The organism is Nocardia salmonicida NBRC 13393 (assembly GCF_001613085.1).
Lineage (GTDB): Bacteria > Actinomycetota > Actinomycetes > Mycobacteriales > Mycobacteriaceae > Nocardia > Nocardia salmonicida.
In genome coordinates this window covers 19,504-44,465 of record NZ_BDBR01000064.1, presented here as the reverse complement: position 1 = coordinate 44,465, position 24,962 = coordinate 19,504, and the positions used below count along the sequence as shown (strand labels likewise).

The 24,962-nt window shown below is 68.7% G+C and carries 25 protein-coding genes; 13 read left to right on the top strand and 12 right to left on the bottom strand.

All coding sequences use genetic code 11. The features are described from left to right. The 4 genes from NS1_RS41085 to NS1_RS36845 all read left to right on the top strand — a co-directional run. Positions 1 to 999, top strand: a 999-nt coding sequence (locus tag NS1_RS41085; protein WP_062992113.1) for an amino acid adenylation domain-containing protein, incomplete at its 5' end; no start/stop codon positions are given. Continuing rightward, the gene (gene manA / locus NS1_RS36855) at positions 999 to 2,219 is read left to right on the top strand and encodes a mannose-6-phosphate isomerase, class I (RefSeq protein WP_062992111.1); all 1,221 of its coding nucleotides are present in this window, start codon (positions 999 to 1,001) and stop codon (positions 2,217 to 2,219) included. The genes NS1_RS41085 and manA, both read left to right, overlap by 1 nt. Positions 2,220 to 2,335: 116 nt before the next feature. Beyond that, positions 2,336 to 3,250, top strand: a complete 915-nt coding sequence (locus NS1_RS36850; RefSeq protein ID WP_062992109.1) for a cation diffusion facilitator family transporter — start codon at positions 2,336 to 2,338, stop codon at positions 3,248 to 3,250. 79 nt (positions 3,251 to 3,329) lie between these two features. After that, the gene (locus NS1_RS36845; RefSeq protein ID WP_062992107.1) at positions 3,330 to 4,280 is read left to right on the top strand and encodes a cation diffusion facilitator family transporter; all 951 of its coding nucleotides are present in this window, start codon (positions 3,330 to 3,332) and stop codon (positions 4,278 to 4,280) included. Positions 4,281 to 4,284: 4 nt separating this feature from the next. On the opposite strand, the gene NS1_RS36840 is transcribed toward NS1_RS36845, so the two are convergent. Next, positions 4,285 to 5,754, bottom strand: coding sequence for a phytoene desaturase family protein (locus tag NS1_RS36840; RefSeq protein ID WP_062992105.1), 1,470 nt, complete (start codon positions 5,752 to 5,754; stop codon positions 4,285 to 4,287). 186 nt (positions 5,755 to 5,940) lie between these two features. After that, on the bottom strand, positions 5,941 to 6,528 hold the full coding sequence (locus tag NS1_RS36835) for a TetR/AcrR family transcriptional regulator (protein ID WP_062992103.1): 588 nt from the start codon (positions 6,526 to 6,528) through the stop codon (positions 5,941 to 5,943). A gap of 109 nt (positions 6,529 to 6,637) precedes the next feature. Between NS1_RS36835 and NS1_RS36830 the strand changes: the two genes are divergently transcribed. Continuing rightward, on the top strand, positions 6,638 to 7,054 hold the full coding sequence (locus tag NS1_RS36830) for a DUF4267 domain-containing protein (protein ID WP_062992101.1): 417 nt from the start codon (positions 6,638 to 6,640) through the stop codon (positions 7,052 to 7,054). A gap of 73 nt (positions 7,055 to 7,127) precedes the next feature. After that, a complete protein-coding gene (locus NS1_RS36825; protein WP_062992099.1) occupies positions 7,128 to 7,346 on the top strand; it encodes a DUF4287 domain-containing protein in 219 nt (72 codons plus the stop codon). A 54-nt stretch (positions 7,347 to 7,400) separates the two neighbouring features. On the opposite strand, the gene NS1_RS36820 is transcribed toward NS1_RS36825, so the two are convergent. Further along, positions 7,401 to 8,765, bottom strand: a complete 1,365-nt coding sequence (locus tag NS1_RS36820) for a cation:dicarboxylate symporter family transporter (RefSeq protein WP_062992130.1) — start codon at positions 8,763 to 8,765, stop codon at positions 7,401 to 7,403. A 98-nt stretch (positions 8,766 to 8,863) separates the two neighbouring features. On the opposite strand from NS1_RS36820, the gene NS1_RS36815 reads away from it, so the two are divergent. Next, positions 8,864 to 10,417, top strand: a complete 1,554-nt coding sequence (locus tag NS1_RS36815) for an ATP-binding protein (RefSeq protein ID WP_255284831.1) — start codon at positions 8,864 to 8,866, stop codon at positions 10,415 to 10,417. Continuing rightward, entirely contained in the window at positions 10,414 to 11,112 is a 699-nt protein-coding gene (locus NS1_RS36810; RefSeq protein WP_056813112.1) for a response regulator, read from the top strand. The genes NS1_RS36815 and NS1_RS36810 overlap by 4 nt, the downstream gene beginning before the upstream one ends. Before the next feature lie 21 nt (positions 11,113 to 11,133). Here NS1_RS36810 and NS1_RS36805 read toward each other — a convergent pair whose 3' ends face one another. The 3 genes from NS1_RS36805 to NS1_RS36795 form a co-directional block, all read right to left on the bottom strand. Beyond that, on the bottom strand, positions 11,134 to 12,462 hold the full coding sequence (locus tag NS1_RS36805) for a cytochrome P450 (RefSeq protein WP_062992126.1): 1,329 nt from the start codon (positions 12,460 to 12,462) through the stop codon (positions 11,134 to 11,136). Positions 12,463 to 12,565: 103 nt separating this feature from the next. Further along, entirely contained in the window at positions 12,566 to 13,279 is a 714-nt protein-coding gene (locus tag NS1_RS36800) for a TIGR03089 family protein (protein WP_056813115.1), read from the bottom strand. Between the two features lie 3 nt (positions 13,280 to 13,282). After that, a complete protein-coding gene (locus NS1_RS36795; protein WP_169812879.1) occupies positions 13,283 to 14,698 on the bottom strand; it encodes an LCP family protein in 1,416 nt (471 codons plus the stop codon). Between the two features lie 225 nt (positions 14,699 to 14,923). Here NS1_RS36795 and rfbD point away from each other — a divergent pair, with 225 nt between their 5' ends. The 3 genes from rfbD to manB are packed head-to-tail and all read left to right on the top strand — an operon-like array spanning position 14,924 to position 17,807. Next, positions 14,924 to 15,775 (top strand): dTDP-4-dehydrorhamnose reductase, encoded by an 852-nt coding sequence (gene rfbD, locus NS1_RS36790; RefSeq protein ID WP_084504782.1) that lies wholly within the window; start codon positions 14,924 to 14,926, stop codon positions 15,773 to 15,775. Positions 15,776 to 15,828: 53 nt separating this feature from the next. Continuing rightward, positions 15,829 to 16,692 (top strand): glycosyltransferase family 2 protein, encoded by an 864-nt coding sequence (locus NS1_RS36785; RefSeq protein ID WP_174552025.1) that lies wholly within the window; start codon positions 15,829 to 15,831, stop codon positions 16,690 to 16,692. A 35-nt stretch (positions 16,693 to 16,727) separates the two neighbouring features. After that, on the top strand, positions 16,728 to 17,807 hold the full coding sequence (manB, locus tag NS1_RS36780; RefSeq protein ID WP_056813121.1) for a mannose-1-phosphate guanylyltransferase: 1,080 nt from the start codon (positions 16,728 to 16,730) through the stop codon (positions 17,805 to 17,807). A 58-nt stretch (positions 17,808 to 17,865) separates the two neighbouring features. On the opposite strand, the gene NS1_RS36775 is transcribed toward manB, so the two are convergent. After that, positions 17,866 to 18,516, bottom strand: a complete 651-nt coding sequence (locus NS1_RS36775) for a nitroreductase family protein (RefSeq protein WP_062992097.1) — start codon at positions 18,514 to 18,516, stop codon at positions 17,866 to 17,868. Positions 18,517 to 18,583: 67 nt separating this feature from the next. Here NS1_RS36775 and NS1_RS36770 point away from each other — a divergent pair, with 67 nt between their 5' ends. Next, entirely contained in the window at positions 18,584 to 18,958 is a 375-nt protein-coding gene (locus NS1_RS36770) for a winged helix-turn-helix transcriptional regulator (RefSeq protein WP_062992120.1), read from the top strand. On the opposite strand, the gene NS1_RS36765 is transcribed toward NS1_RS36770, so the two are convergent. Continuing rightward, positions 18,951 to 20,528: a carboxylesterase/lipase family protein gene (locus NS1_RS36765; protein WP_062992095.1), complete on the bottom strand. Its 1,578-nt coding sequence runs from the start codon at positions 20,526 to 20,528 to the stop codon at positions 18,951 to 18,953. The two genes, NS1_RS36770 and NS1_RS36765, sit on opposite strands and share 8 nt — an antisense overlap. Positions 20,529 to 20,921: 393 nt before the next feature. On the opposite strand from NS1_RS36765, the gene NS1_RS36760 reads away from it, so the two are divergent. Then, the gene (locus NS1_RS36760; protein WP_062992092.1) at positions 20,922 to 21,143 is read left to right on the top strand and encodes an FmdB family zinc ribbon protein; all 222 of its coding nucleotides are present in this window, start codon (positions 20,922 to 20,924) and stop codon (positions 21,141 to 21,143) included. Between the two features lie 36 nt (positions 21,144 to 21,179). Here the strand turns inward: NS1_RS36760 and NS1_RS36755 are convergent, their stop codons facing one another. The 4 genes from NS1_RS36755 to NS1_RS36740 are packed head-to-tail and all read right to left on the bottom strand — an operon-like array spanning position 21,180 to position 24,924. Then, on the bottom strand, positions 21,180 to 21,455 hold the full coding sequence (locus tag NS1_RS36755) for an Rdx family protein (protein WP_056813149.1): 276 nt from the start codon (positions 21,453 to 21,455) through the stop codon (positions 21,180 to 21,182). Between the two features lie 18 nt (positions 21,456 to 21,473). After that, the gene (locus tag NS1_RS36750) at positions 21,474 to 21,869 is read right to left on the bottom strand and encodes a YchJ family protein (RefSeq protein ID WP_062992118.1); all 396 of its coding nucleotides are present in this window, start codon (positions 21,867 to 21,869) and stop codon (positions 21,474 to 21,476) included. A gap of 60 nt (positions 21,870 to 21,929) precedes the next feature. Continuing rightward, the gene (locus NS1_RS36745) at positions 21,930 to 22,355 is read right to left on the bottom strand and encodes a hypothetical protein (protein ID WP_056813152.1); all 426 of its coding nucleotides are present in this window, start codon (positions 22,353 to 22,355) and stop codon (positions 21,930 to 21,932) included. A 49-nt stretch (positions 22,356 to 22,404) separates the two neighbouring features. After that, positions 22,405 to 24,924 (bottom strand): AAA family ATPase, encoded by a 2,520-nt coding sequence (locus NS1_RS36740; RefSeq protein WP_062992090.1) that lies wholly within the window; start codon positions 24,922 to 24,924, stop codon positions 22,405 to 22,407. Positions 24,925 to 24,962 lie beyond the last annotated feature (38 nt).

Below are 24,962 nucleotides of genomic sequence, written 5' to 3'. Positions count from 1 at the left end.
CTGGTCGCCACGCTCGGGGACCGGGCCGGGCTGCCGATCGTGCACGTCACCTCGCTGCCACCGTGGGTCGGTCCGCTGGACGTGGTCCTGGTGGCCGGCGACGACGCGGGCGATCCGCGACTCATCGATGCCGTCGACCGCGCCCTGCGCCGCAGTGCGGAAGTGGTGATCGCCGCCCCCAACGAGGGTCCGTTGCGCGCGGTCGCCGCCGGTCGCGCGATCGTGCTCGAACCTCGGGTGCCCGTGCTCGACCACAATCGGCTGCTGCGTTTCCTCGCCGTCGGGATCGCGGTGTTGCGCGGTGTCGACGCCCAGCGCAGCGGTCCGGCCACGCCCGATCTCACCGCGCTGGCAGACATGCTCGACGCCGAGGCGCTGCGCGACGGCCCGCACACGGAAGCCTTCCGCAATCCGGCGAAGACCCTCGCCGCCCGCATGCACGGAGTCGGCGTAGTGCTCGCGGGGGACTCGCCCGCCGCCGTCGAACTGGCGGGCCACGGCGCCGAGGTGCTGCTGCAATCGGCGGGCAGGCTCGTCTCCGCCGCTGATCTGTCCGATGCGGTCGCCTCGGTCGGCCGTCTCTCCCAGGCAACCGGCGGCACCGCACCCGGCTTCGATCCGCTGTTCCACGACGAGGAGCTCGACGGACCGGCCCCGGTCGAGCGGATTCGGGTGCTGGCCTTGAGCGTGCATCCCGATCAGGCTGCCGCCCGGCGCAAGCTGGCGGTCTTCGAAGGTGCGGGCGGCGGCCTGGTCGACGCCGAGCTGGTCCATGCCGATGTCGACGTGCTGCAATCTCAGCTGGCCGACCCCGCCGCCGCGCCCGCGATCGAACGCACCGCTGCCGCCTCCGCCGCAGGGGGCGGACACGGCAGCGAACTCGAGCAGCTCGCGGTGCTGGCGCTGCGGCTGGACATGGCCGCGGCCTATCTTCGGCTGACCCTCGCACGCGGTGCCGCCGCGCCCGAACCGGATCGATACGACGGGGGACGCTACTAGTGCAGGAACTCGTTGGTGCGCTGCGTTCTTACGCATGGGGGTCGCGCACCGCGCTCGCTCAGCTATGCGGACGGCCGGTGCCATCGGCCCATCCCGAAGCCGAACTCTGGTTCGGCGCGCACCCGGCCGATCCCGCGCACGTCAAGACGGACTCGGGTAAACGCTCGCTGGTCGAGGTACTCACCGCCGACCCGGCGGGCGAATTGGGCGCGGTGGCCGACACTTTCGGCGCCCGCCTGCCGTTCCTGCTGAAAATCCTCGCTGCCGAGGAACCGCTGTCGCTGCAGGCCCACCCGAGTTCGGCGCAGGCGCGAGCCGGATTCGAACGGGAGAACCGCACCGGCGTCGCGCTCGATTCGCCGCTGCGCAACTACCGCGACGACAGCCACAAGCCCGAACTCGTTGTCGCGCTGGAGCGTTTCGAGGCGCTGGCCGGGTTCCGCGACCCGCTCCGCACCGTCGAGTTGTTACGCGCGCTCGACGTGCCCGGCCTCAATATCTACGCCGAACTGCTTGCCGCCCAGCCCGATTCGGCCGGTCTGCGGACCTTGTTCACCACCTGGATCACGCTGCCGCCCGCCGCGCTGTCGAAGCTGCTGCCCACGGTGCTCGAGGGCTGTGTGCACTACCTGTCGAGCAAGGGCGCGCGGGCGTTCACCGCCGAGGTGCGCACCGCGCTCGAACTGGCCGAGGTCTACCCCGGCGACGCGGGTGTCCTCGCCGCGCTGCTGCTCAACCGGCTGACCCTGGAACCGGGCCAGGCGCTGTTCCTCGCGGCCGGCAATCTGCACGCCTACCTGCGTGGGGTCGGGGTGGAGATCATGGCCAACTCCGACAACGTGCTGCGCGGCGGGCTCACTCCCAAGCACGTCGACGTGCCCGAACTCCTGCGGGTGCTCGACTTCGAACCGATCGACCTGCCGGTGATCGAACCCGCCCCCGGCGACGACGGCGGAATCCGGTACCGCACGCCCGCACCGGAATTCTCCCTGTGCCGCTTCGATCTGGGCGCCGAGGACGAGCCGGTTGCGCTCGCCGACGTCGGCCCGGGCATCGTGCTGTGCACCGCGGGCACGCTCGAGCTCTCCGAGAACGGACGCACCCTCGTCGTCGAACGCGGCAGCGCGGCCTGGATCTCCGCCGCCGACACCGATATCAAGGCGCGCGCGTTGCGCGGGCCCGCGCAGCTGTTCAGCGCCTGCGTCGGCGACGGCAACTGATCTGTGCCGTAGGCGAACCCCCGCCTCGGCTCCCGCTCAGGACAGATGACCGCTTCGCATCGGTGTCCTATTAGGCTGTGCCGAGTCGTGTTCAGTGAACAGAAGGGCGGGCCGGCATGTCGGCTGGTGGTGGAAAGAAGGCGATCGTCGCGGCGTTGGCGGCCAACGCGGGGATCGCGGTGGCGAAGTTCGTCGGCGCGTTCATCACGGGGTCGGCCTCGATGATGGCCGAGGGCGTGCACTCGGTCGCCGACACCGCGAATCAGGGCCTGCTGCTGTTCGGGCAGCGCGCCGCCGCCAAGGACGCCGACGAGCTGCACCCGTTCGGGTACGGCCGTAACCGCTACTTCTACTCGTTCGTCGTGGCGCTGGTGCTGTTCACCCTCGGCTCGGTGTACGCGATCTACGAAGGCATCCACAAGGTCCAGCATCCCGAGGAGCTGAGTCAGCCGATCGTCGCGATCATCATCCTCGTGATCGCGATCGGCCTCGAGACTTTCAGCTTCCTCACCGCGGTGCGTGAATCCAGGCCGCTCAAGGGCGATGCGACCTGGTGGCGGTTCATCCGCAACTCGCGCAGCCCCGAGCTGCCGGTGGTGTTGCTCGAGGACACCGGCGCACTGATCGGTCTGGTTCTCGCCCTCGGCGGCGTCGGCCTGACCATGGTCACCGACGACCCGATCTTCGACGGTATCGGCACCCTGGCCATCGGTGTGCTACTCGGCATCATCGCGATCGTGCTGATCGTGGAGATGAAGAGCCTGCTCATCGGTGAAGGCGCCACCCCCGAACAGGGTCTGGCCATCCGAGAGAACCTGGTCGACGGCGCCAAGATCACCTCGGTGATCCACCTCAAGACCCAGTACCTGGGCCCGGAGGAAATGTTGATCGCGGCCAAGGTCGCGCTCGCCCCGAACCTGGACATCGCCGGTGTCGCCGAGGCGATCGACGCGGCCGAAACGCGTGTGCGCGCAGCAGTACCCACCGCCCGCCTGATCTACTTGGAACCCGATCTCTACCGTGTGAAATAGCGGCTGGCGGCGCGGTTCTCGGCCCGACGACACGGTGTGGAGTCGGGGTGTGGGTCAGCGACCGTTGTAGCGTTCGTCTATGGCCGAGCAAGGTGGAGACAGCAAGGTCGCGATCCTCGCCGCACTCGGGGCGAACGCTGGCATCATGGTCGCGAAGTTCATCGGGGCGTTCATCACCGGGTCGTCGTCGATGCTTGCCGAGGCGGTGCACTCGGTGGCCGACACCGGCAACGAGGCGCTGCTGCTGGTCGGCCGCAATCGGGCCGACCAGCCCGCGGACACGCTGCACCCCTTCGGGTATTCGCGCAATCGGTATTTCTATTCGTTCGTCGTCGCGCTTGTCCTGTTCGTCATGGGGTCACTGTTCGCGATCAACGAGGCGATCCACAAAATCCGGTTCCCGGAGGAGATCGTTTCGGCCTGGGTCGCGATCGGGATTCTCGGGGTATCGCTGGTGCTGGAGAGCGCCAGTTTCCGTACCGCGCGCAAGCAGTCGGCGCCACTGAAGGGCAAGAATTCGTGGTGGCATTTCATTCGCCACACCCGCAATCCTGAACTGCCCGTGGTGCTGCTCGAGGACGCGGGCGCGATCATCGGCCTGCTGTTCGCCCTGACCGGGGTGAGTCTGTCGGTGCTCACCGGAAATGCGGTGTGGGACGGCGTCGGCACGCTACTCATCGGCATCTTGCTCGGTGTGAACGCGGTGATCCTGATCGTGGAGACCAAGAGCCTGCTGATCGGTGAGGGCGCGACGGCCAAGGACGACACCGCGATTCGGTCGGCGCTGCTCGCCGATCCACGGATCGAGCGCGTCATCCGGATGCAGACCCAGTACCTCGGTCCACAGGACCTGTTGATCAACGCCAAGATCGCGCTGCACGCGGGCCTGGACATCACGCAGGTGTCCGAGGTCATCGACGCCGCGGACGACCGCATTCACGCCGCCGTACCGAACACCTGCACGGTCTACCTCGAGCCTGATGTGTTCAAGCCCGACAAGGTCCACGACCGACCGATGAAGCCGAGCTGAGAGGCTACCGGTAGGCGGGCTCCGCGCCGCGCAACAGGTCGAGCGGGTCGGTGACGATGCCGAAACGGTTGCGCAGCAGGTGTTGTGCCGCGTGCAGTCCGGACATCCCGTGCACGCCCGGCCCCGGTGGGGTCGATGACGAGCACAGGTAGGTGCCCGGAATCGGGGTGGAGTAAGGGTTCCAGCGAGCGAGCGGACGGAACAGGGTCTGGCGCGTGGACATCGCGCCCGCCGAGATATCGCCGCCGATGTAGTTGGCGTTGTGCGCGGGCATGAAAGCCGCCGGTCGCACATGTTTGGCGAGGATCAGATCGCGGAAACCGGGCGCGAAGCGTTCGACCTGGTCGATCACCTGGTCGCTGATATCGCGATCGGTCCCGTTGGGGACGTGGGCATAGGTGTAGAAGGTGTGCTGTCCCTCGGGTGCTCGGGTGGCGTCGACCACGCCGGGCTGAATGGCCAGCACGAACGGCCGATCGGCGAACGCGCCGGTGGCGACCTGGTGTTCGGCGTGCATGGCTTCGGCCCTGGTACCGACCAGGTGCAGGGTGCCCGCCAGGTCGGCGCCCGGCGCGGCCCACGGCACCGGTCCCGACAGGGCGAAGTCGACCTTGCAGGCGGCGTTGCCGTACTGGAAACGCCCGAGGCTGTTGCGGTATCGCGACGGCAGACGGTCACCGGCGATGCGAAGGAGTTCGGCGGGCGAGGTGTCGAACAGCACCGCGCGGGCGGTGGCGAGTTCGGCGAAATCATCGACCCGGTGCCCGGTGAGCACCTCCCCACCGAGGCTTTCGATTTCGGCGATCATCGCGTTCGGGATCGCCTGACTGCCGCCGCGCGGGATCACCCAGCCGCCCGCGTGCGCGAGGGTGCCGAGCAGCAGTGCCGCGCCGACCGCGGGGAAGGCGCGCGGTGAGGTGATGGCGTGGGCGGCCACACCGCTGAACATCGCGGGCGCCACGTCATCGCTGAAACGGTTGTCGGACAACGGGGACGCCTGTTCGAGCAGGCGGGTCGCGAACTTGATGCCCGTGCCGACGCGCAGGGGTGGATGCCGCAGATCCGACATGGCCAGCTCGACCACCTCGGGCCAGTGTTCGACCAGCGGCGCGAACAGCTCGCGCCATGCCCGGCCGTCGCGCCCGAGGTCGGCGACGGTGGATTCGAGGTTGCGCCAAGCCAATCCGGCGATTCCGCCGTCGAGTGGGTGGGCGTAGGAGACGGTCGGGGTGAGCAGGTCGACGCCGTGCGCGGCGAGATCGAACGCGCGAAAGAACGGTGACGCCAACGCCATCGGATGCGCACCGGCACAGATGTCGTGATGGAAGCCGGGCAGGGTGAGCTCGGCGGTGCGCGATCCACCGCCTGCCTGCTCCTGCGCTTCGAGGACCCGCACCGACAACCCGGCGCGTGCGGCGATCACCGCCGCGGCAAGACCGTTCGGCCCCGACCCCACTACTACGACTTCCGCCATCCGCCGTCCCTTCGCCCTCGGCCGCTCTGCCGACCTGCGTCGTTACCTCCAACCTACGCGGAGCGGCGAGCCTGTCGCCGTGCGCTCGGTCACCCGGCAGGTTCGACACCGCGACGGCACCGCACCGAGCGACACCGCCGGACCGGTGTGGCGCGAGAGGGTTTCGAACAGCGGCGCCGGTCCCGCTCAGCTCGGGTCGACCGCCGCTTCGCTTGTTCCGTCGACCAGCAGGGTGATGCGCCGTTCGCGCAGTTCGGGGCGCAATCGGCCGTTTCGGTCGAGGGTGGCCAGGCCGTGCAGGGAGGCCCAGGCGACTTCGGTACGGGCGCCGAGGTCGTCGCCCTCGGAGTAGGGGGCGAACATCGCCTCCAGGCCGGCGAAGGCATCGCGCAGGGGTTGTGGGGCGTCGAGGCCGAAGTTCAGGTCGGTCTTCTGCTGGAAGATGGCGTCGTAGCGGGCCGGGTTGGCGGTGGCGAAGTCGAGGTAGGCGCGCGCGACATTGGCGATCACCTCCGTATGGGTGGTCGCCGCCTCACGGGCCAGCTTCAGTTGTTCGGCGAGCTCGACGCAACCTTGCAGGGCCACGGCGCCGACAATGGCCGCCTTGTTCGCGAAGTGGCTGTAGAGCACGGGCTGGCTGTATTCGATGCGGTCGGCCAGTTTGCGGATGGTGACCGCGTCCCAGCCTTCCGCTTCGGCCATCTCGCGCGCGGTGTCGATGATCCGCTGATGCCGTTCGGCGCGTTCGCGTTCCTTGCGCTGCTGGGTGCTCATGCTCGAAATTCTAGCAGCGCTAGACAAGATAGCGAGGCTCTGGTTATAGTTCTCTCAACACCTAGCGCCGCTAGATTTCAGAGCAAGCAACAAGCTTCAGGAGCACCGCATGACCACCTCGCGCATCGCCACCGCCCTCTCCCTGCTCGGCGGGATCTTCATCATCTACGTCGGCATCAACTACCTCGTCGCCCCGGAGATGACGGCCGCGGGCTTCGGCCTCCCCGCTGTGCCCGAGGGCGACGCGGTGGCCTTCCTGAACCTCAAGGGCGTCCGCGACGTGGTGAGCGGCCTGGTGATCCTCGGCCTGCTGGCCACCAAGCAGCGCTTCGCGCTCGGCGTCGCCATGCTGGCCACCTCGCTCACGCCGTTCGGGGACATGGCCACCGTCCTGAGCTGGCACGGTTCCACCGCCACCGCGTTGGGCGTCCACGGCTTCACCGCCGTACTCGTCGCGCTCGCCGGCGTGCTGCTGATCCGCGAAAGCCGCGTGAGCGCGACGCAGCGCCCACTCGTCGCGGCGTGACCACACCAGCGATGAATTCCGCCCCACCGCACCGTCTTCACCGATAACGAACACCCATCGAGGAGGAACCACCATGGCGAACGCGCCGCACGGCCCCGCGTCCTACTTCCCCACCATCGAGACCGAGTACGGGCGCACCGTCGACGAATGGTTCACCCTGCTCGACGCGGCCGAGCCGACCGGGCACACGGCCCTGGTCACCTGGCTGAAGTCCGAGCACGGCCTCGGCCACGGCCACGCCAACGCCCTGGTGCAGTTCCACCTCAACCCCGGCAAGTGGTCCAGAATCTAGCCCTACTGGAACCCGAAGGCCCCGCGATTTCTCATCGCGGGGCCTTCGACCATCTCAGGACACCTCGACAGGCTGTGCTGGAACAGGTTTCGTGAGTTCGACGGGCTGATCCACTTCGTGGTCGTCGACCATCGTCTCCTCGTCGAACGGCAGTTCACGGTCGAGCACGCGGCGGGTCCGGTCGGCGTCGACGGTCTTGGTCCAGGTGCCGATGAGCAGCGTGGCCACGGCGTTGCCCGAGAAATTGGTCAGCGCACGGGCTTCCGACATGAAGCGGTCGATGCCGACGATCAGGCCGACACCGTCGAGCAGGTCCGGGCGATGGCTCTGCAGGCCGCCGGCGAGGGTGGCCAGGCCGGCGCCGGTGACGCCCGCGGCCCCCTTGGACGCGATGATCATGAACAGCAACAGGCCGATCTGTTCACCGAGCGCGAGCGGCTTGCCCATGGCGTCGGCGATGAAGATCGAGGCCATCGTCAGGTAGATGGCGGTGCCGTCGAGGTTGAACGAATACCCGGTCGGCACAACGACACCCACGGTGGTGCGCTCCACACCCGCGTGTTCCAGCTTCGCGATCAGTCGCGGCAGCGCCGATTCCGACGACGAGGTCGCCACGATCAGCAGGTACTCGCGCGACAGGTACCGGCACAGCTTCAGGATCGAGACGCCCGAGACCATCCGCAGGATCACGCCGAGCACACCGAACACGAACACCAGACACGTCAGATAGAACGCGATCATCAGCGTCGCCAACTGCACCACCGCCGACCAACCGGTGCGCCCGACCACGTTCGCGATCGCGCCGAACGCGCCGATCGGAGCCAGCCACAGGATCATCGACAGGATGCGGAACACCAGCTTCTGGCCCAACGCGACCGCGCGCAGGATCGGTGCCCCCGCGTCACCCATCGCCTGCACGGCGAACCCGACCAGCAGCGCGACGAACAGGGCCTGCAGCACGCTGCCCGCGGTGAGCGACGACACGAGCGTGGTCGGCACGATGTTCTGGATGAAGTCCCACGTGCCACCCGCGCTGTGCGCCTGATCGGCGTATTTCGCCCCCGCTCCCGAGGCGCCGACATCGAGTCCCTCACCCGGGTCTATGAGGTTTCCGACGACGAGCCCGATGCCGAGCGCGACCGTCGACATCACCAGGAAATAGCCGATGGCCAGGCCACCGACCTTGCCCACGGTGGCGGCCGCGCGCACCGAACCGATGCCCAGCACGATCGTGCAGAAGATGACAGGTGCGATCATCATCTTGATCAGGTTCACGAACACGGTGCCCAGCGGCGCCAGTGACTGACCGAATTCCGGGGCCACCCGGCCGACAATGACGCCGGCCACGACGGCGATGATCACCGCGATGTAGAGCCAATGGGTATGGTCGCGTTTCCGTTGTCCGGTGGTTGAGCTCATGTCGACGAGCATGAGCAACTATTGTGACGGCCGTCACTTTGGTCCATAAGTTTCATATCGATGCATAACGTTCGAGAAATTCAGGTCGGAGGCAAGAGGTGCGACGAGGACGACTGTCGCTCGCGGGACAGGCCTTCGTATGGCAGTTGGTGGTGCTGGCGCTGCTGATCGCCGTGGGCACGATCCTGGCCGTGCTCGATGCCAGGCGCGATCATGACCTGGCCGCGGAAATGCAGGTCAGAGACGTGTCGGTGACGGTGGCGCGGTCGCCGTCGACCTTGGCCGCGGTGAACTCGCCCTACCCGAGCGGGCTGCTGCAACCGACCACCGAGCGGATCAGAGCGGCTACCGGCATGGACTTCATCGTCGTGATGGCGCCCGACCGCACCCGCTACACCCACACCAACCCCGACCTGATCGGCAAGCCGTTCGTCGGCAGCATCGATGGCGCGCTGGCGGGCCAGACCCTGACCGAGACGTTCACCGGCACCCTCGGCCCCTCGATCCGCGCGGTCACCCCGGTCTACGACAACGGCCGGGTGGTGGCGCTGGTCTCGGCCGGGGTCACCCGGGCCAAGATCAGCACCCAGGTGGCCTCCCAGCTGCCCCTGATCCTCGGGGTGGCCGCGGTGGGGCTCGGGCTGGCCGCGCTGTCGTCGTTCCTGATCAGCCGCAGGTTGCGCCGCCAGACCCACGGTCTGGCTCCCGACGAACTGCGCGCACTCTACGAACACCACGACGCGGTGCTGCACTCCGTGCACGAGGGGCTGGTGGTGTTCGGCGCCCAGGCCGAGGCCGCGGAGGTGGTCAACGATCAGGCACGCACCCTGCTCGACCTGCCCGACGGTCCGGTGTTCCGCACCGACCTGCCCGTCTCGCTGCAACAGATGAGCGGGGGCGTGGTGCGCGACGAGACGCACGTGACCACCGACCGCATCCTGCTGGTCAATCAGGACCTGGTCAGCTGGGAGGGCCGCGATATCGGCACCGTGCTCACCATCCGCGATCAGACCGAACTGCGCTCGGTGCTCGGCGAGCTCGACTCGGTGCGCGGCTTCGCCGAATCGCTGCGCGCCCAGGCGCACGAGGCGGCCAACCGGCTGCACACCGTGGTCACCATGGTCGAGCTGGGCCGCCCGGACGAAGCGGTGGCCTTCGCGACCGCGGAATTGCAGCTCTCGCAGGTGCTGATCGACCGTCTGCTGGCCGCCGTCGGCGACGCGGCACTGGCGGCGCTGTTGCTCGGCAAGGTCGACCAGGCCGCCGAACGCGGGGTGGGCCTGGCCATCAGCGAGGACACCGCGCTGGATTCCACCGATCCGCTGTCGGCGCACGAGACCGTCACCCTGGTCGGCAACCTGATCGACAACGCGATCGACGCGGCGGCGGGAACCGTCGACAAGCGCGTCGAGGTGTCGGTGTGTCATCGTGACGGAGCGCTGTGGGTCCAGGTGTCCGACAGTGGACCGGGTATGTCGGCCCAGATGTTCTCCCGGGCCGCCGAACGCGGCTACACCACGAAATCCGACCACGCGGGCCTCGGCCTCGCTCTGGTGCACCGCCTCGTCGACCGACATCGCGGCGCCATCACCACCACGGCCGCACCACACAGCGCGGTCATCGTTCGCATTCCGCTGAAGGAGACACCATGATCCGCGTGCTGATCGTCGAGGACGAGCCGTTGATCGCCCAGGCACATCGGGCCTATCTCGAACGGCTCGACGGTTTCGTCACCGGCGGGGTCGTCCACACCGGACGCGACGCACTGCGGGTGGCGGCCGAGGCGATCGCCGACGGCAATCCGTTCCACCTGGTGCTGATGGACATCGGACTGCCCGATATCAGCGGGCTCGATGTGGCCGCCGCGCTCAACGGACTGCAGCCGCGACCCGATGTCATCGCGATCACCTCGGCACGCGAGCTGAACATGGTGCGCAGCGCGGTGGCGCACGGCGTGGTGTTGTACCTGCTCAAGCCGTTCACCTTCGCCGCGTTCCGGGAGAAGCTGGAACGCTACCGCGGTTTCGACACCGCGCTGCCCGCGGGCGAGGCGGCGCTGTCGCAGTACGACATCGACCGCGCGCTCGGTGCGCTGCGCACCGCCGACCAGAAGGCCGGTGCGCCGAAAGGCGTTGTGCAGCACACCCTGGAGGAGGTGTCGCGGGCGGTGCGCTCGGTCGAATCGGGCATCACGGCCACCGATGCCGCCGCGGCCGTGGGTGTTTCGCGGATCACGGCGTGGCGGTACCTGGAGAAGCTCGCCGACGACGGATTGGCCGAGCGCCGTGCCGATTACGGCCGGGCCGGTCGCCCGAAGACCCGCTACCGCTGGCGCACGAGCACGTAACCCGCTCGCACGCAACCGGACTCAGGCCGGACGGGACGCACCCGCCAGGTCTTCGGGCGCCGAGGTTCGCGCCACCGGGCCGAGGTCGACCGGCATGTGTTCGAAACCGTGCAGCGTGAACAGGTTTCGGCGCACCGGCTCGCCGCGCAGCCGCAGGTTCGGATAGCGGGTGTAGAGCGCGCGCAGTGCGTGCACCGCTTCCATCCTGGCCAGGCTCGCGCCGAGGCAGGCGTGGATACCGCTGCTGAAGGCCACGTGCTCCTTGAGATTGGGCCGGTCGATGTCGAAGCGGTGCGGGTCGGGGAAGACCGCCGGGTCGCGGTTGGCCCCGGCCAGCGACAGGATGACCGTCGTCTCGGCCCGCACCAGGTAGCCCTCGACCTCGACATCCTCGAGCGCCTGACGCGCGGTGGTCTGTACCGGCGGATCGAACCGCAGCGTCTCCTCCACCACATCGGGCCAGCGATCGGGGTCGTCCTGCGCGAGCGCGAGCTGATCGGGATGGGCCGACAGCGCGGCCACCGCGTTGCCGATCAGGTTGACCGTCGTCTCGAAACCCGCCCCCATCAGCAGACTCGCGCCCGCCTGCAACTCCGTCAGACTCAGATCGCCCGAACGGACCAGGGTGGACAGGATGTCCTCACCCGGCGCGCGGCGCAGCGTGGCGATGTGGTCGGCGAGGTATTCGTCCATGTCCTCGATCGCGCTCATCGCGGCGCGGTAGGTCCGCCATGACGTGCCGATGTCGAGCAGCGGCGTGACCTTGTCGCCCCATTCGAGGAACCTGTCCCGGTCCGGGGGTGGGAAGCCGAGCATCTCGGCGATGATCGCGATCGGCACCTTGGCGGCGAAATCGGTGATCAGGTCGACCGAGCCGTTCGCGGGCATCGCGTCGAGCAGTTCGGCCGTGACCACCTCCACGCGATCGCGCAGCCTGGCGACGGCGCGCGGGGTGAACGCCGAAGCCACCGGCTTGCGCATTCGCGTGTGCTCGGGCGGATTGATGACCAGCATCGACGGTGGCTCGACCGGATTGGGCAACACCGTGACCCGTTCGGCGAGCTTGCGCCACGGGGCGGGCAGGTCGTTGCCGAGGGCGGGCCGCACCCCGAATCTGGGGTCGCGCAGGATCGCTCGGACCTGCTTGTGGTCGAACGCGGCGAGGGACAACGGCGTTTTGATCACTCCGCCCGATCCGCGCACCTCATCGATCAGCGGATAGGGATCGTGCAGACCCCGCCGACCGCTGAGCAAGATCGCGAACGGATCGCCGCGACGGGCCTGCCAGCGCAGAATCGCTCGCGGCGCGCCGTGCTCGGCCGACCATCGAACCCAGTATTTCGCAATCATCGCCACCCCTGCCACTCTGCCGAAGTCTTGCTTCCACAGTACGGACGGGATGTGACACGCGACACGTCCCCGAGGTGGACCCGAACCTATACCTGGGTAGGAGTCAGCGCCGGACGGTCACCTTCTCGGTGACGACCCGATGTTCGACACCGGCCGGATCGGGATTGACGACCTGCACCAGCGAAGCCCCGGCGAACAACACCGAAACGAACCCGTCGACCACTTCCTCCACCGTCTCCCACGGCGTACTCGACAGCACCCGGTCGCCGGTGGAAAACCCTTGCAGCGCGGCGGATTTGCGGGCCATGGTCAGCACTTCGTTCACCGAGAGGCCGTCGAGCGCGGCCCGGAATCCGCCGGGCAGGAACTGATCGCCGTGCACGCGCACCGCGGTGGCGAAATCGGTGACGCCGACCGGCAGCTCACGCACCGGCGTTCCCATCGCGTCCAGCGACAGCACCGCCACCTCGCCGACACCGTCGGCATCATCGAGCCGGTCGGGAGTGACCAGCGCGAGGTCGGCATCGGGGTCGGGGGTGAGCACCACTTCGGTTCCCGCCCACCAGCATCCGAGCAGCACCGCGGCGGTCTGCCAGTGCGCGGGCAACAGCACCGCCACCCTGGCGCCGGGGGTGAGCGCGAATTCGTCGCGGATCAGGTTCGCGGTCTTGGCGGCCCAGTTGGCCAACGTCAGCCCGGAGAGTTCGATCCGCGCGCCGGTGGCGTCGTCGTACCAGGTGACGCGGGGTCCGGCGGGATCGCGTTCGAGGATCGGGTCGAGGAGGGCGTCGGTCAGGGTGGAGTTCGGCTCACGCATGGGTCAATTCACACATTTCGGTCCGTTCTGGCCTGCGTCGATCGGCGGGGCGGGCGGTATCGGTGTCGCGGTCGCCGAGGATGTCGCGTCGAGATCGAACATGCCTGCCGCGGCCGAGCCGGGACCAGAGTAGTCGCTCGCCAATATCACGCTCACCGTATCCGCCGACACTGTCGCATCGGCGACCACCGTCAGGCCACCGAGCGCCTCGGCGACCGCCGCCGCCTTCGGGTCGTCGGCATCGGCGGCCAGCACGCGACTCGAGCTCACGGTGCCGCCGGTGTAGTTGCCGACCGTGCCTTCTTTGAATCCTTTGCCCGTCAACGCCGCCGACACCTTGCCCGCGAGTCCGGTGGCGCCACCCGCGTTGAGCACGCTCACCGTCACCGTCGAGGTGTCGACCTTCGGCGCGTCCTCTTGCTCCTTCTCCTCCCCCACGAGCCCGGCGACGAAACGCTGCACGGTCTTCGGGTCGACCTTGACCACCGACTCCCCCGCCGAGGTCATGCTGTTGAGGTCGGAGACGGGAATGGTCTCGAATTCCACCTTGCCGCCGGACAGATCCTTGAGCTGCTGCAGAAAGGCCAGCACGTCCCAGTCCTCGTCGAGCACGACGGTGCGCCCGACCGCCTCGCTGATCTCGCTGAGCTTGCCCGGATTGGCGAGGGTCTTGGCATTGAGCAGCTGGCCGACCAGCTGCGCCATGAACACCTGCTGACGCACGATCCGGTCGATGTCGCCGCGCTCGAGATCATGGCGCTGACGCACGAAGCTCAAGGCCTCCTGCCCGTCGAGGCGCTGGCGCCCGGCCGGGAAGTCCGCGCCCGACATCGGTTCGTCCACCGCCTGATTCAGGCATACCTCGACCCCGCCGACCGAATCGGTGAGCAGTACGAAGCCGAGCAGACTCACCTCGGCGTAGTGGTCGACGGTGATGCCGGTCAGGGTGGCCACCGATTTGATGAGGGCCTGTCGGCCCGCCTTCGTCGACGCGCGTTCGGCCTCGGCCTCGGACTTGCCGTCGGCGAGCAGTTCGGCGCGTTCGGTCTCCTTGGTCGAGCCGTACGCGGAGTTGATCTTGGCCTTGCCCTGGCCGCCGATATCGACGTAGGAGTCGCGCGGAATGGAGATCGCGGTGGCCGAGCGGCCGTCGTTGGGAACGCGGATCAGCACGATGGTGTCGGTATTGGTGCCCACCTCGTCGCCCGCGTGCAGCATGGCGCGTTCGGCGTTGGTGAGCGGGTTGCCGTGCGCGTCGGTGCGGCTGTCGACACCGACGAGCAGGATGTCGACCGCGCCGTCGCGCTCACCGCCGAGGCCGAGGCCGCCGATCCGGTCGATATTGGCGATCAGGTTGTCGACACTGTGCCAAGCGAATCCGGTGAGTGCCAGCACCAGCACGGCCGAGATCGCCACCATCAGTTTGGCCGGACCGAAGGCGCCCGCGGGCGCGCTGACCGGTCTTGTCGACTCTCGCACTCGTGCATCCTCTCGACGAACTCCGCGCCCGGACAGCTGCACCCCCGGCAAACACCGCCTTGTCATCAGCCCGGGCTCGTCCACGGACACCGGCTTGCACAGGCTAACCAACAGTTACCACACTCGGGCCCAACCACAGGTGTCCCGGCGTGCCAGACTGGCCGCGTGAATGCCGATTTCCGCGCCCCCGCTCCGCTGATCGTAACCGGCGCGCGTGGCCTGCTGGGGCGAGAGATCCTGCGCCTGGCACCCGATGCGCGCGGCTTCGGGCGGGCCGATCTCGACATCACCGACCGCACCGCCGTCGACGCCGTCCTCACGCCCGGCGCCGTGGTGATCAACTGCGCGGCCTACACCGCGGTGGATGCCGCCGAAACCGATGTCGAGGCCGCCTTCGCCGCCAACGCGACCGGGCCGGCGGTACTCGCCGCCGCCTGCGCCGCGGCGGGCGCGCCGCTGATCCACGTGTCCACCGACTACGTCTTCCCCGGGACCGCGACGACACCGTATGAACCCGGCGACCCGACCGGACCGACCTCGGTCTACGGGCAGTCCAAGCTCGCCGGCGAGCGGGCCGTGCTCGAACTGGGCGCCCACGTCGTGCGCACCGCCTGGGTGTACGCCGGTGTAGAGGGGGATTTCGTCGCGACCATGCGCAGGCTGGAGGCCGAACGCGACACCGTCACCGTGGTGAACGACCAGCTCGGCTCCCCCACCAGCGCCGCCGACCTCGCCGCCGCGCTGCTGGAACTGAGCACCCGACCCGACGCACCCGCTGTGCTGCACGCCACCAATTCCGGCACCGCCACCTGGTTCGACCTCGCCGCAGCGGTTTTCACCGACCTCGGCGCGGACCCGAACCGGGTACTGCCGTGCGCGTCCAGCGAGTTCCCCAGACCCGCACCGCGCCCGGCGTATTCGGTGCTCTCTCCCGCGGCCTGGGACGGGGCCGGCCTCACCCCGCTTCGCTCCTGGCGTATCGCACTCACCGACACACTGAGCCGGTTGTCCGACTAGGCTCCGCAGTCGTGAACGCAGCAGACTCAGCCGATTCTCCAGCCCCCGCCGGCATTGCCGTGGTCACGGTGACCTATTCACCGGGTGAGCACCTCGAGCACTTCATCACCACCCTGGCCGACGCGACCACCGAGAAGCCGCAGGTGATCCTGGCCGACAACGGCTCGACCGACGGCGTCCCCGAACTCGTCGCCGAGGCCAACTCGCACGTGACCCTGCTGCACACCGGCGGCAATATCGGCTACGGCGGCGCCATCAACCGCGCCGTCGCCGAGATCGATCCGTCGATCGAGTTCGTGATCCTGGCCAACCCGGACATCCGCTGGGGCGTCGACTCCATCGACAAGATGCTCGAGGCGGCGAAGCGCTGGCCGCGCGCGGGCGCTTTCGGGCCGATGGTCCGTGAGCCCGACGGCAGTATCTACCCGTCCGCGCGCCGCGTCCCCGGCCTGGCCGACGGCGCGGGCCACGCGATCCTCGGCTCGGTCTGGCCGAAGAACCCCTGGTCGATGCGCTACCGCCAGGAGAACGAGCAGATCTCCGAGCGGGTGGTCGGCTGGCTGTCCGGCTCCTGCCTGCTGGTGCGCCGCGCCGCGTTCGACACCATCGACGGTTTCGACTCGCGCTACTTCATGTATATGGAGGACGTGGACTTCGGCGACCGCATGGGCAAGGCGGGCTGGCACAATGTATTCGTCCCGGACGCCGAGGTGACCCACGCCAAGGGGCACGCCGCGGGCAAGCATCCCGAACTGATGCTGCCCGCCCACCACGCCAGCGCGTACCGCTTCCAGGCGGACCGGCATCCGCACTGGTGGCAGGCGCCGTTGCGGGGCGCGCTGCGGGCCGGACTTGCGGTTCGCTCCCGGATTGCGGTTCGATCGGCGCTGCGTGAGAAAGCGCGAACCGGCGCCTGAGTAGGCGCCGGTCCACTGTGAACAGGGGAAACTCGATGGCAGGCAATGCAGGCACCGACGCGGTCATCCTCGTCGGCGGACAGGGCACGCGGCTGCGTCCGCTCACCCTCTCGGCGCCCAAGCCCATGCTGCCGACGGCCGGGCTGCCGTTCCTGACCCACCTGCTGGCCAGGATCGCCGAGGCCGGGATCACCCACGTGGTGCTCGGCACCTCCTTCAAGGCCGAGGTCTTCGAAGAGCACTTCGGTGACGGCTCCGAACTGGGCCTGGACCTGGAGTACGTGACCGAGACCGAACCGCTGGGCACCGGCGGCGGTATCCGCAATGTGCTGCCCAAGCTGCGCGCGGACAACGTGATGGTGTTCAACGGCGACGTCCTCGGCGGCACCGATCTGGGCGCGATCCTCGACACCCACGAGTCGACCAACGCCGACGTCACCCTGCACCTGGTCCGCGTCAGCGACCCGCGCGCCTTCGGCTGCGTGCCGACCGATGACAGCGGACGGGTCACCGCGTTCCTGGAGAAGACCCAGGATCCGCCGACCGACCAGATCAACGCCGGTTGCTATGTGTTCCGCCGCGAATACATCGAGAAGATCCCCTCCGGTCGTCCGGTCTCGGTGGAGCGCGAGGTCTTCCCCGCGCTGCTGGCCGAGGGTGCCCGCGTGCAGGGCCACGTCGACGCCTCCTACTGGCGCGACATGGGCACCCCGGAGGACTTCGTGCGCGGCTCCGCGGACCTGGTCCGCGGGATCGCGCCCTCCCCCGCGCTCCCCGGCCAGCGTGGTGAGTCCCTCGTCCATCCCGGCGCGGGTGTGGCGCCGGGCGCGCTGCTCATCGGCGGGACCGTGGTCGGTCGCGGCGCGGAAATCGGCGCGGGTGCGCGACTGGACGGCGCGGTGATCTTCGACGGCGCGGTGGTCGAGGCAGGCGCGACGGTCGAACGCTCCATCATCGGCTTCGGTGCCCGCATCGGTCCCCGCGCGCTGGTTCGCGACGGGGTGATCGGTGACGGCGCCAACGTCGGCGCCCGCTGCGAACTCCTGCGCGGCGCTCGCGTGTGGCCCGGCGTGGTCATCCCCGACGGCGGCATCCGCTTCTCCACCGACGTCTGATCCGTACGACGCCGGGTCCCCGCCGATCCCCTCGGCCGGTGGCCCGGCGTCGTGCTGTTCACCCGAGCCCGTACGCCTCACGGAAGACAGTGCGCTCCCTGGCTCGACGACCCGGATGAATGCGTCGCTCGGCCGGATGACCGACCGCCATCAGCAGCGCGACCGCGAGATCGTCCCGATCGCCGATCCCGATCGTCTTCTTCACCTTCGCTTCGTCCCAGCCGTTCATCGGTGCGGTGGCGAGGCCCAACTCGGTGGCCGCCAGCATCACATAGGTCGCCGCGATCATCGCGTCCTTGACCGCGTATTCACGCAGCAGCCCCCGCCGGGCGAGATCGTCCTGGAACTCGTGAGATGCCGTAGCGAACATCGCGACGAACTCCTCGGACCACGCGCCATTGCCGCGGGCCTGGTCGTACACGTCGCTGTGGTCCTCGCGCCAGGACTCCGGTTCGGCGACGAAAACCAGCATCAGCGGCGCCTCCCGCGCTTGGGGTTGGCCACCGGTCGCCCAGGCCAGACCGGCCCGACCCGCCTCGCTCGTGATCGCGACAATGGCCCGGTCCTGCAGGTTCCAGCTGGTCGGCGCCTCGATGGCGAGATCGAGCAGCGCCTCGAGATCGGTCGCCGAGACCGGATCCGGACGGTAGTGGCGGACAGTGCGTCGGGTGCGGATCGCTTCGGCGACCGACAAGATCTTGGATGTCATGCACCAACTATCGGAGAGTCACTCTCTATTGGGAAGTAGGCACTAAATAGTGCGTTACTATCCCTCCATGACGACCTTCGTGGAGTCCTCCGGCCTGCCCGCCGACGCCTACTCGGCGAAGTGCCCGACCCGCCAGGTGCTCGATCACATCGCGGGCAAATGGACGATCCTGGTGGTGGACGCGCTCCTCGACGGCACGCAGCGCTACACCGACCTCAGCCGACGGATCGAGGGCGTTTCCCAGAAAATGCTCACCCAGACGCTGCGCGGTCTCGAAGCCGACGGATTCGTCACGCGCACCGCCTATCCCACCATTCCGCCCAGGGTCGAATACGCACTCACCGGGCTGGGTCGCAGCCTCGCCGAACCGATCACCGCGCTGCGGCAGTGGACCGAAACCCACATCAACGAGATCGAACGCGCCCGCGCCGCCGCTAGCTGAAGCCGACGGCTTGGTCGCCCCATGCGGTGTGCAGGTCGGCGTCCGGGTTGTCCACGATGCGGTCGATGGTGTCGATGAGCAGCGTGGTGCGGGCGGTGGGGCGGTAGTGGGGCCAGTGTTTGGAGCCGTCGAGCGCGGCGGGCACGCTGTGTTCGGCGAAGGCCAGCCAGCGGCGCTGCATGCGGCCCGAGACCGCGAGCGAGGCCTTGCGCCCGCCCAGCCAGAAGGTGGGGTCGTGGTTCAAGGTGCCGAAATTGCCGAAGACATAAGGTAATTCGGTGGCGTGACCCGCTCCGACCCTGGCCGCCTTCAACATCGGGGTGGCGTAGTCGAAGCGATACATCCAGGTCGGTGAATGTTGGGCATGCCCCTCGGCGACCCAGGCCGCGGGCATCCGGAACGCCGCGTCGGTCGACATCGCCAGTGCCCCACGGGTTTTGGTGAGATCGGGATAGGCCGAGGTGATCTCGGCGATCCGCTCGGGCGCCATCTCGGGATGGGAGGCGGCGACATCGCGCAGCATCGCGTTCACCGCGTCGGGCGTCACCGGCATGATCGGCGAGCGCAGCACCCGGAACAGTGACGCCTCGTCGCGATTGGTGCCGATCAGCAACGGCACACGATGCGAACGCCCCTGCTGGAATCGGTCGATCGGGTAGCCCGGCAACAGATTTCCGTCGACCACCGGCGCCGCGGCGAGCCTGCCCGGTTCCTTGATCGGCACCTCGTCCAGCAGCACCGCCCCGACCTCGACCAGCCGTTCGATCGGCAACTCCAGCAGCCGATTCGTCTCGCCCGGCCCGAGTTCGAGCAGCTCCAGATAGCGCTGTCCGACGACCGCGGCTCGCTCCTGCCCGAAAACCGTAGTGGCGGGCGGACTCTGGGCAATCGCCTTGTGGAACAGTCCGGCCGCGGCGGGTGAGGTGAGCAGTGCGGTCACGCATCCCGCGCCCGAGGACTCCCCGAAGAGGGTCACATTGCCCGGGTCGCCGCCGAACGCGGCGATATTGTCGCGCACCCACGCCAGCGCGGCGAGCTGATCGTGCAGGCCGAGGTTCGCGGTGAACTGCTCACCGAACGAGGACAGGTCGAGGAACCCCAGCACCCCGTGTCGATAGTTCACCGAGACGACCACCACGTCGCCCGCCTCGGCGAGCTTGCGCCCGTCGTAGATGGTCTGGGCGGCGGTGCCGAGACAGTAGGCGCCGCCGTGCAACCAGACCAGCACCGGGCGCGGTTCCTCGTCGCTCGGCTCGGGCCGCGGCGACCAGACATTGACCCACAGGCAGTCCTCGCCCATCTGCAGGTCGGAATCCACCGGCACCATCGCACCCATGGCCTGCGGTGCGATATCGCCGAAGACCACGCACTCGCGCACCCCGTCCCATGGCTTCGGGGGCTCGGGCACGGCGAATCGGGCTGGCCCGGCGGGCGCGGCAGCGTAGGGAATGCTGCGCCATACCGCGACCGGCCCATCCCAGGTTCCACTGACCAGTCCGTAGTCGGTCTGTGCCAGTGGGTCGGCATCGCTGGCCCGCGTGTCCGGATCGAAATCGGGCTGAATGCTCATCGCACACCTCCTAGCCGGCACGACCGCACGGGTACCTGTGTATTTGCTCCCGCTGGTCGCAGCACCTGGTGACTTCTTATGAGAGTACGTGCGCACCCCCAGAACGCGCGCCCTACGCGCCATTTCCGCAGGTAACAGTTACTGCGCGGCACAGAAGAAGCGACTCTTTGTCGCCCGTGGTGGTGCGAAGGCCGTTGTATGACGCGGTTCACAACGACGTCTGCGTGACCGACAACAGTGTGACGTCGACCTGGCGGATCACGCCACGATCAGGTTAGCCATACGTGTGCTGAACGATATTCGGCGACCGCGGCCGCTCGCTACCCGGAAGCATGATGAGAGCCGTGATGATCAGGCGATCCATCGTGCGCCGTTGCTGCTTACACTTGGCCGATGCCGAACTACAGCTTCCGGTGTCGTTCCTGCGGCGACACGTTCGACGTCAACCGGCCGATGGCCCAGTCCTCGGACCCCGCCGCGTGCCCCGCCGGCCACGATGACACCGTCAAACTGCTCACCACCTTCGCCGCGGTGGGCCGCGGGTCGGCGTCTGCCCCGGCGCCCGCGCCCCGTCCGGCAGGCGGCGGTTGCTGCGGTGGTGGCGGCTGCTGCTGACCTCGTCGACCGGAATGCGCGTCCGCCGCTCGGACGTCAGTCGCGGCGGTCGGAGTGGCCGAGGTCGCGCTCGGGGGCGATCCGGTCGCGGACCCGCTGTTTGAGGACGGCGATGTCGGGAAAGCCGCCGTCGGCCTTGCGTTCCCAGAGCTGTTCGCCGTCGAGGGTGATGCGGAAGATGCCGCCCTGGCCGGGAACCAGCGCCACCTCGCCGAGCTCGGTGGCGAACGTGGTGAGCAGTTCCTGCGCCATCCAGCTCGCTCGCAGCAGCCAGCGGCATTGGGTGCAGTACTCGATCGCGATGCGGGGCACGACAGCAGTATCCCTGGTTCAGACCTGGAACGTGCCGTCGAGATAGACCCACGCGCCGTCGACCCGGACGAAGGTGCTCAGCTCGTGCATCGCGTCGCGCGTGCCGTCGAGCTTGTAGTGGGCGATGAATTCGACGGTGCCGTTGTCGTCGAACGGGCCGCCGCGCTGGGTGCCGACGATCTCGAGGAACAGCCAGCGCTGGTCCGCGTCGAGTCCGAGGTCGGCGGGGCGGGTGCTGGGATGCCAGGAGCGCAGCAGATAGTCCACATCGCCCACGACGTAGGCGGTGTAGCGCGAGCGCATCAGCGTTTCCGCGGTCGGCGCGGGCTTGCCGGCGAGGATCGGTCCGCAGCAGGCATCGAACGGCTCACCACGGCGGCACGGACACGGTTTCACTTCACCCATGCCGCACATCCTGCCGGACCCGGCGGCCACCCCGCGCACCCCAGGTCCACCATGACTACCCTTCGCCGATCACCCGAACGGCTGGTGGGCGAGGGGCGCGAGCTCCAACGCTCGCGCCAGCTCGGCGGTCTGATCCCGCCAACGCCGGAGATCGGTGACACTCGGCGCCATCTCGTAGTCGAGATGATGCGCCGCCCGCGACAGCGCCGCCCACAGCGCACCGACCTGACCAGCGGTCTCGGGCCCCGCGTACACCCGCAACGCGAGCAGCTGAGCCCGCATCGGACACCGCATCAGCTCCGGCGCCACCTGCGCCCACAGCTGATCCACCGCCTGCTCGAGCGCCAACCGCAGAATCCACGCCACCGCCCGCGACCACACCCCGCCGGCATCCGACACCGACCCGTCCAGCAGATTCTCGGCCGCTTCCAGCCGCTGCGCCACCGACGGCCTCGGGGTGAACTTCGCGCGAGCCGGCCTGCCACGGCGATTCACGACGACCTCACCGCAACGGCGAGACCACGCGGCGGTCCGGCCGCGCCGCTCACGTTCGCACCGTGTTCGGCTCGTGGGCTCGCAGCCAGGTGATGAATCGTTCGGTGTCGGTGATCAATTCACGCATCGGCCGATCGATCGGCACGTGCGCTCCCGCGGTGGCATCGCGGAGGACGCCGACGAGCCAACGTCCGCCGACCGCGCTCAGGTGCTTGTTCAGGTCGTCCACGCGGGCGCCGACACCCATGATGGCGAGGGTGATCATGGCGCGGGTGGTGTGCGCGTTGCGCACGCGCCGCTCCACTTCGCCGTGTTCGAGACCGCCCGCCAGCAGTTCCTGGCGGGCCTTCGCCAGCCCGGCCGCCTCGATCGCCGAACGGCAACAGGTCGCGACGAGTTCATCGGCGATGGCGGCGGGCAGCTGCGGCGTGCGGAGCAGGGATCGGGCGTCGTCGAGGTAGCGGCGGACCGGGTCGCCGGTCACCCTGACCTCGACAATCGAACGCTCGCGGCGCTGGACTTCGAGCACGGTCGCGTCGAGCTGCATGCGACGCACCGCCTCGGCGAGCCGCTCGTCGTGGGTGAACACCACCACCTGCCGCGTCCCCGCCACTTCGGCGAGCACCCTGGCCAGCCCGTCGACCTTCGCCGGATCCATCGCCTGCACCGGGTCGTCGATCATCACGAACCGGAAAGGGCTGTGCTCCACCGTGGCTCGCGGCAGGAACAGCGACAGTCCGAGCGCGTGCAGCTCCCCCTGGCTCATCACCCCGAGCGCCGCGCCGTCCACTTCGTCGACGGTGACATCGAGCAGCACCCGCCGTGCCGTCCCCACGCTGCCCTGCAACCGAATCGCGCCCAGCTCCACATTGCTCTGCTGGCGCAGAGTGCTCCACACCCAGCGCGCCGTGGTCTCCAGTGGCCGCATCCGCTCCTCACGAATCGTCGCCGTCGCCGACTTGAGCCAGTCCGCCGCCTTCTTCACGACCCGCAGTTCACTCGCGTGGTCGGCGACGGCGCGGGCGGGGTCGAGCCAGGCGAGGATGCGCGGGACCAGCGGCGACCACACCGTATCCAGGCGATCCAGCTCGGTCCGCGTATCCCGTTGCAGTGCATCGAGTTCCATGCTGAGCTCGGCATGGATCGCGCGCAGCCGATCCGGGAGCTGATCCTCGTCGGCTGTGGCGAGCTCGGCCCACTCCGACCAGAGCTGCCCTACGATTTCGCGCCGATTACGCAACGAGTCCGAGGCAGCGTACGAATGAGATGGCCCCGCAGGGTGATTCGCTCGGCCTGGTGTCGGTTCGAAGGTCCGCACCGGATTCGAGCGGCCCGCGGTTGCCGAGCCGAGCTCGACCGGCCGCTCTCCCAGCAGGTTGCGGGCCGCCACGAGAGCGGCGTCGAACTCCGCCGTGGCCGCCTGCAGAGCGGCGAGTTCCTCGGTACGGTAAGCGATTTCGGAATCCGCGGCAGTGATCCAGTCGGCGTCGAGTTCGTCGCGTCCGCAGACCGGGCAGGGGCACGAACCCGACGCGGTGACGTGTTCGCGTGCCCGCGTGAGCAAGGCGAGAACTCGCAGATCGGCATCGGAGTCGACGGTCGCGTGGCGCGCCACGTTCCGGGCCGCTTCGGCGAGCCGATCCGCCGTGGCGGCGACCTGCACGGTATCGGGCAATGTCAGCCGCAGGATCGCGCGCAAACCCTCCGGCCCGTCGATGCCGAGGACCGAGTCGGCTACCGCGCCCGCCACCGCGTCGAGATCGGGGTCCGGGGTGCGCAGCAGGTCGGCCACACCGTGCGCGCGTTCGTCATCGGCCTCGGCGAGCTCGACCAGTAGGTCGGCGTGGGACTGGCGCGAATCCTTCACGGCGCGTTCGAGTTCGAGCTTGCGCAATCGGATCTGTTCGGCAGCCGCGGCCAACTCGTCAAGGCCGAGCAGGCGATGCAGCGCGTCGAACAGGTCGCTCGGCTTCCCGTCGACGAGCGCGCCGAGCTCGCTGTAGGACAGGAACGGCCGGTACAGATCGAGCCGTTGCCGCTGTACGTGCGGGTCCACCGCTGTCGCCGGTTCGGCTCCGCGCCGCTCGGTCCACTGCGCGTCGGCCAGTTCCGCACTCTCGTCCCACAGGGTGGCGACGGAGACCTGCGGCTCCTCGCCCGCGGTGAGCAGCTCGACATCGATCCGGGCCGTATCGGGTTCGTGCAGGTTACGCCAGCCCTCCCGCCATGCGGTCGATCGTCCGTCCCAGCGCCGATTTCCGCCGGTCAACGCGAATTCGGCGGCTTCGGCGAAACTCGACTTCCCGCTGCCGTTGCGACCTACCACCAACGTCAGACCGGGTCCCGGATTCAATCGCAGCGTCGCCGCCGGCCCGATCCCACGGAAGCCCTGCACGGTGATCGACCGCAGAAAGACCCCGGTATCACCGGAATCCTGTGCGGCCGAATCACCGTCGACAGTTGTGAGCGCGGCAAGCACGCATTCGGCGACCCGTTCCTCCACTGCCGGGTCGGCGGCGAGCTCGCGCGCGACCACCTCGGCGATCCGATCCGAGCACACTGGCGACATCCCCCTTTGCGTCGGCGCGCGACGCCGCGATTCTGACA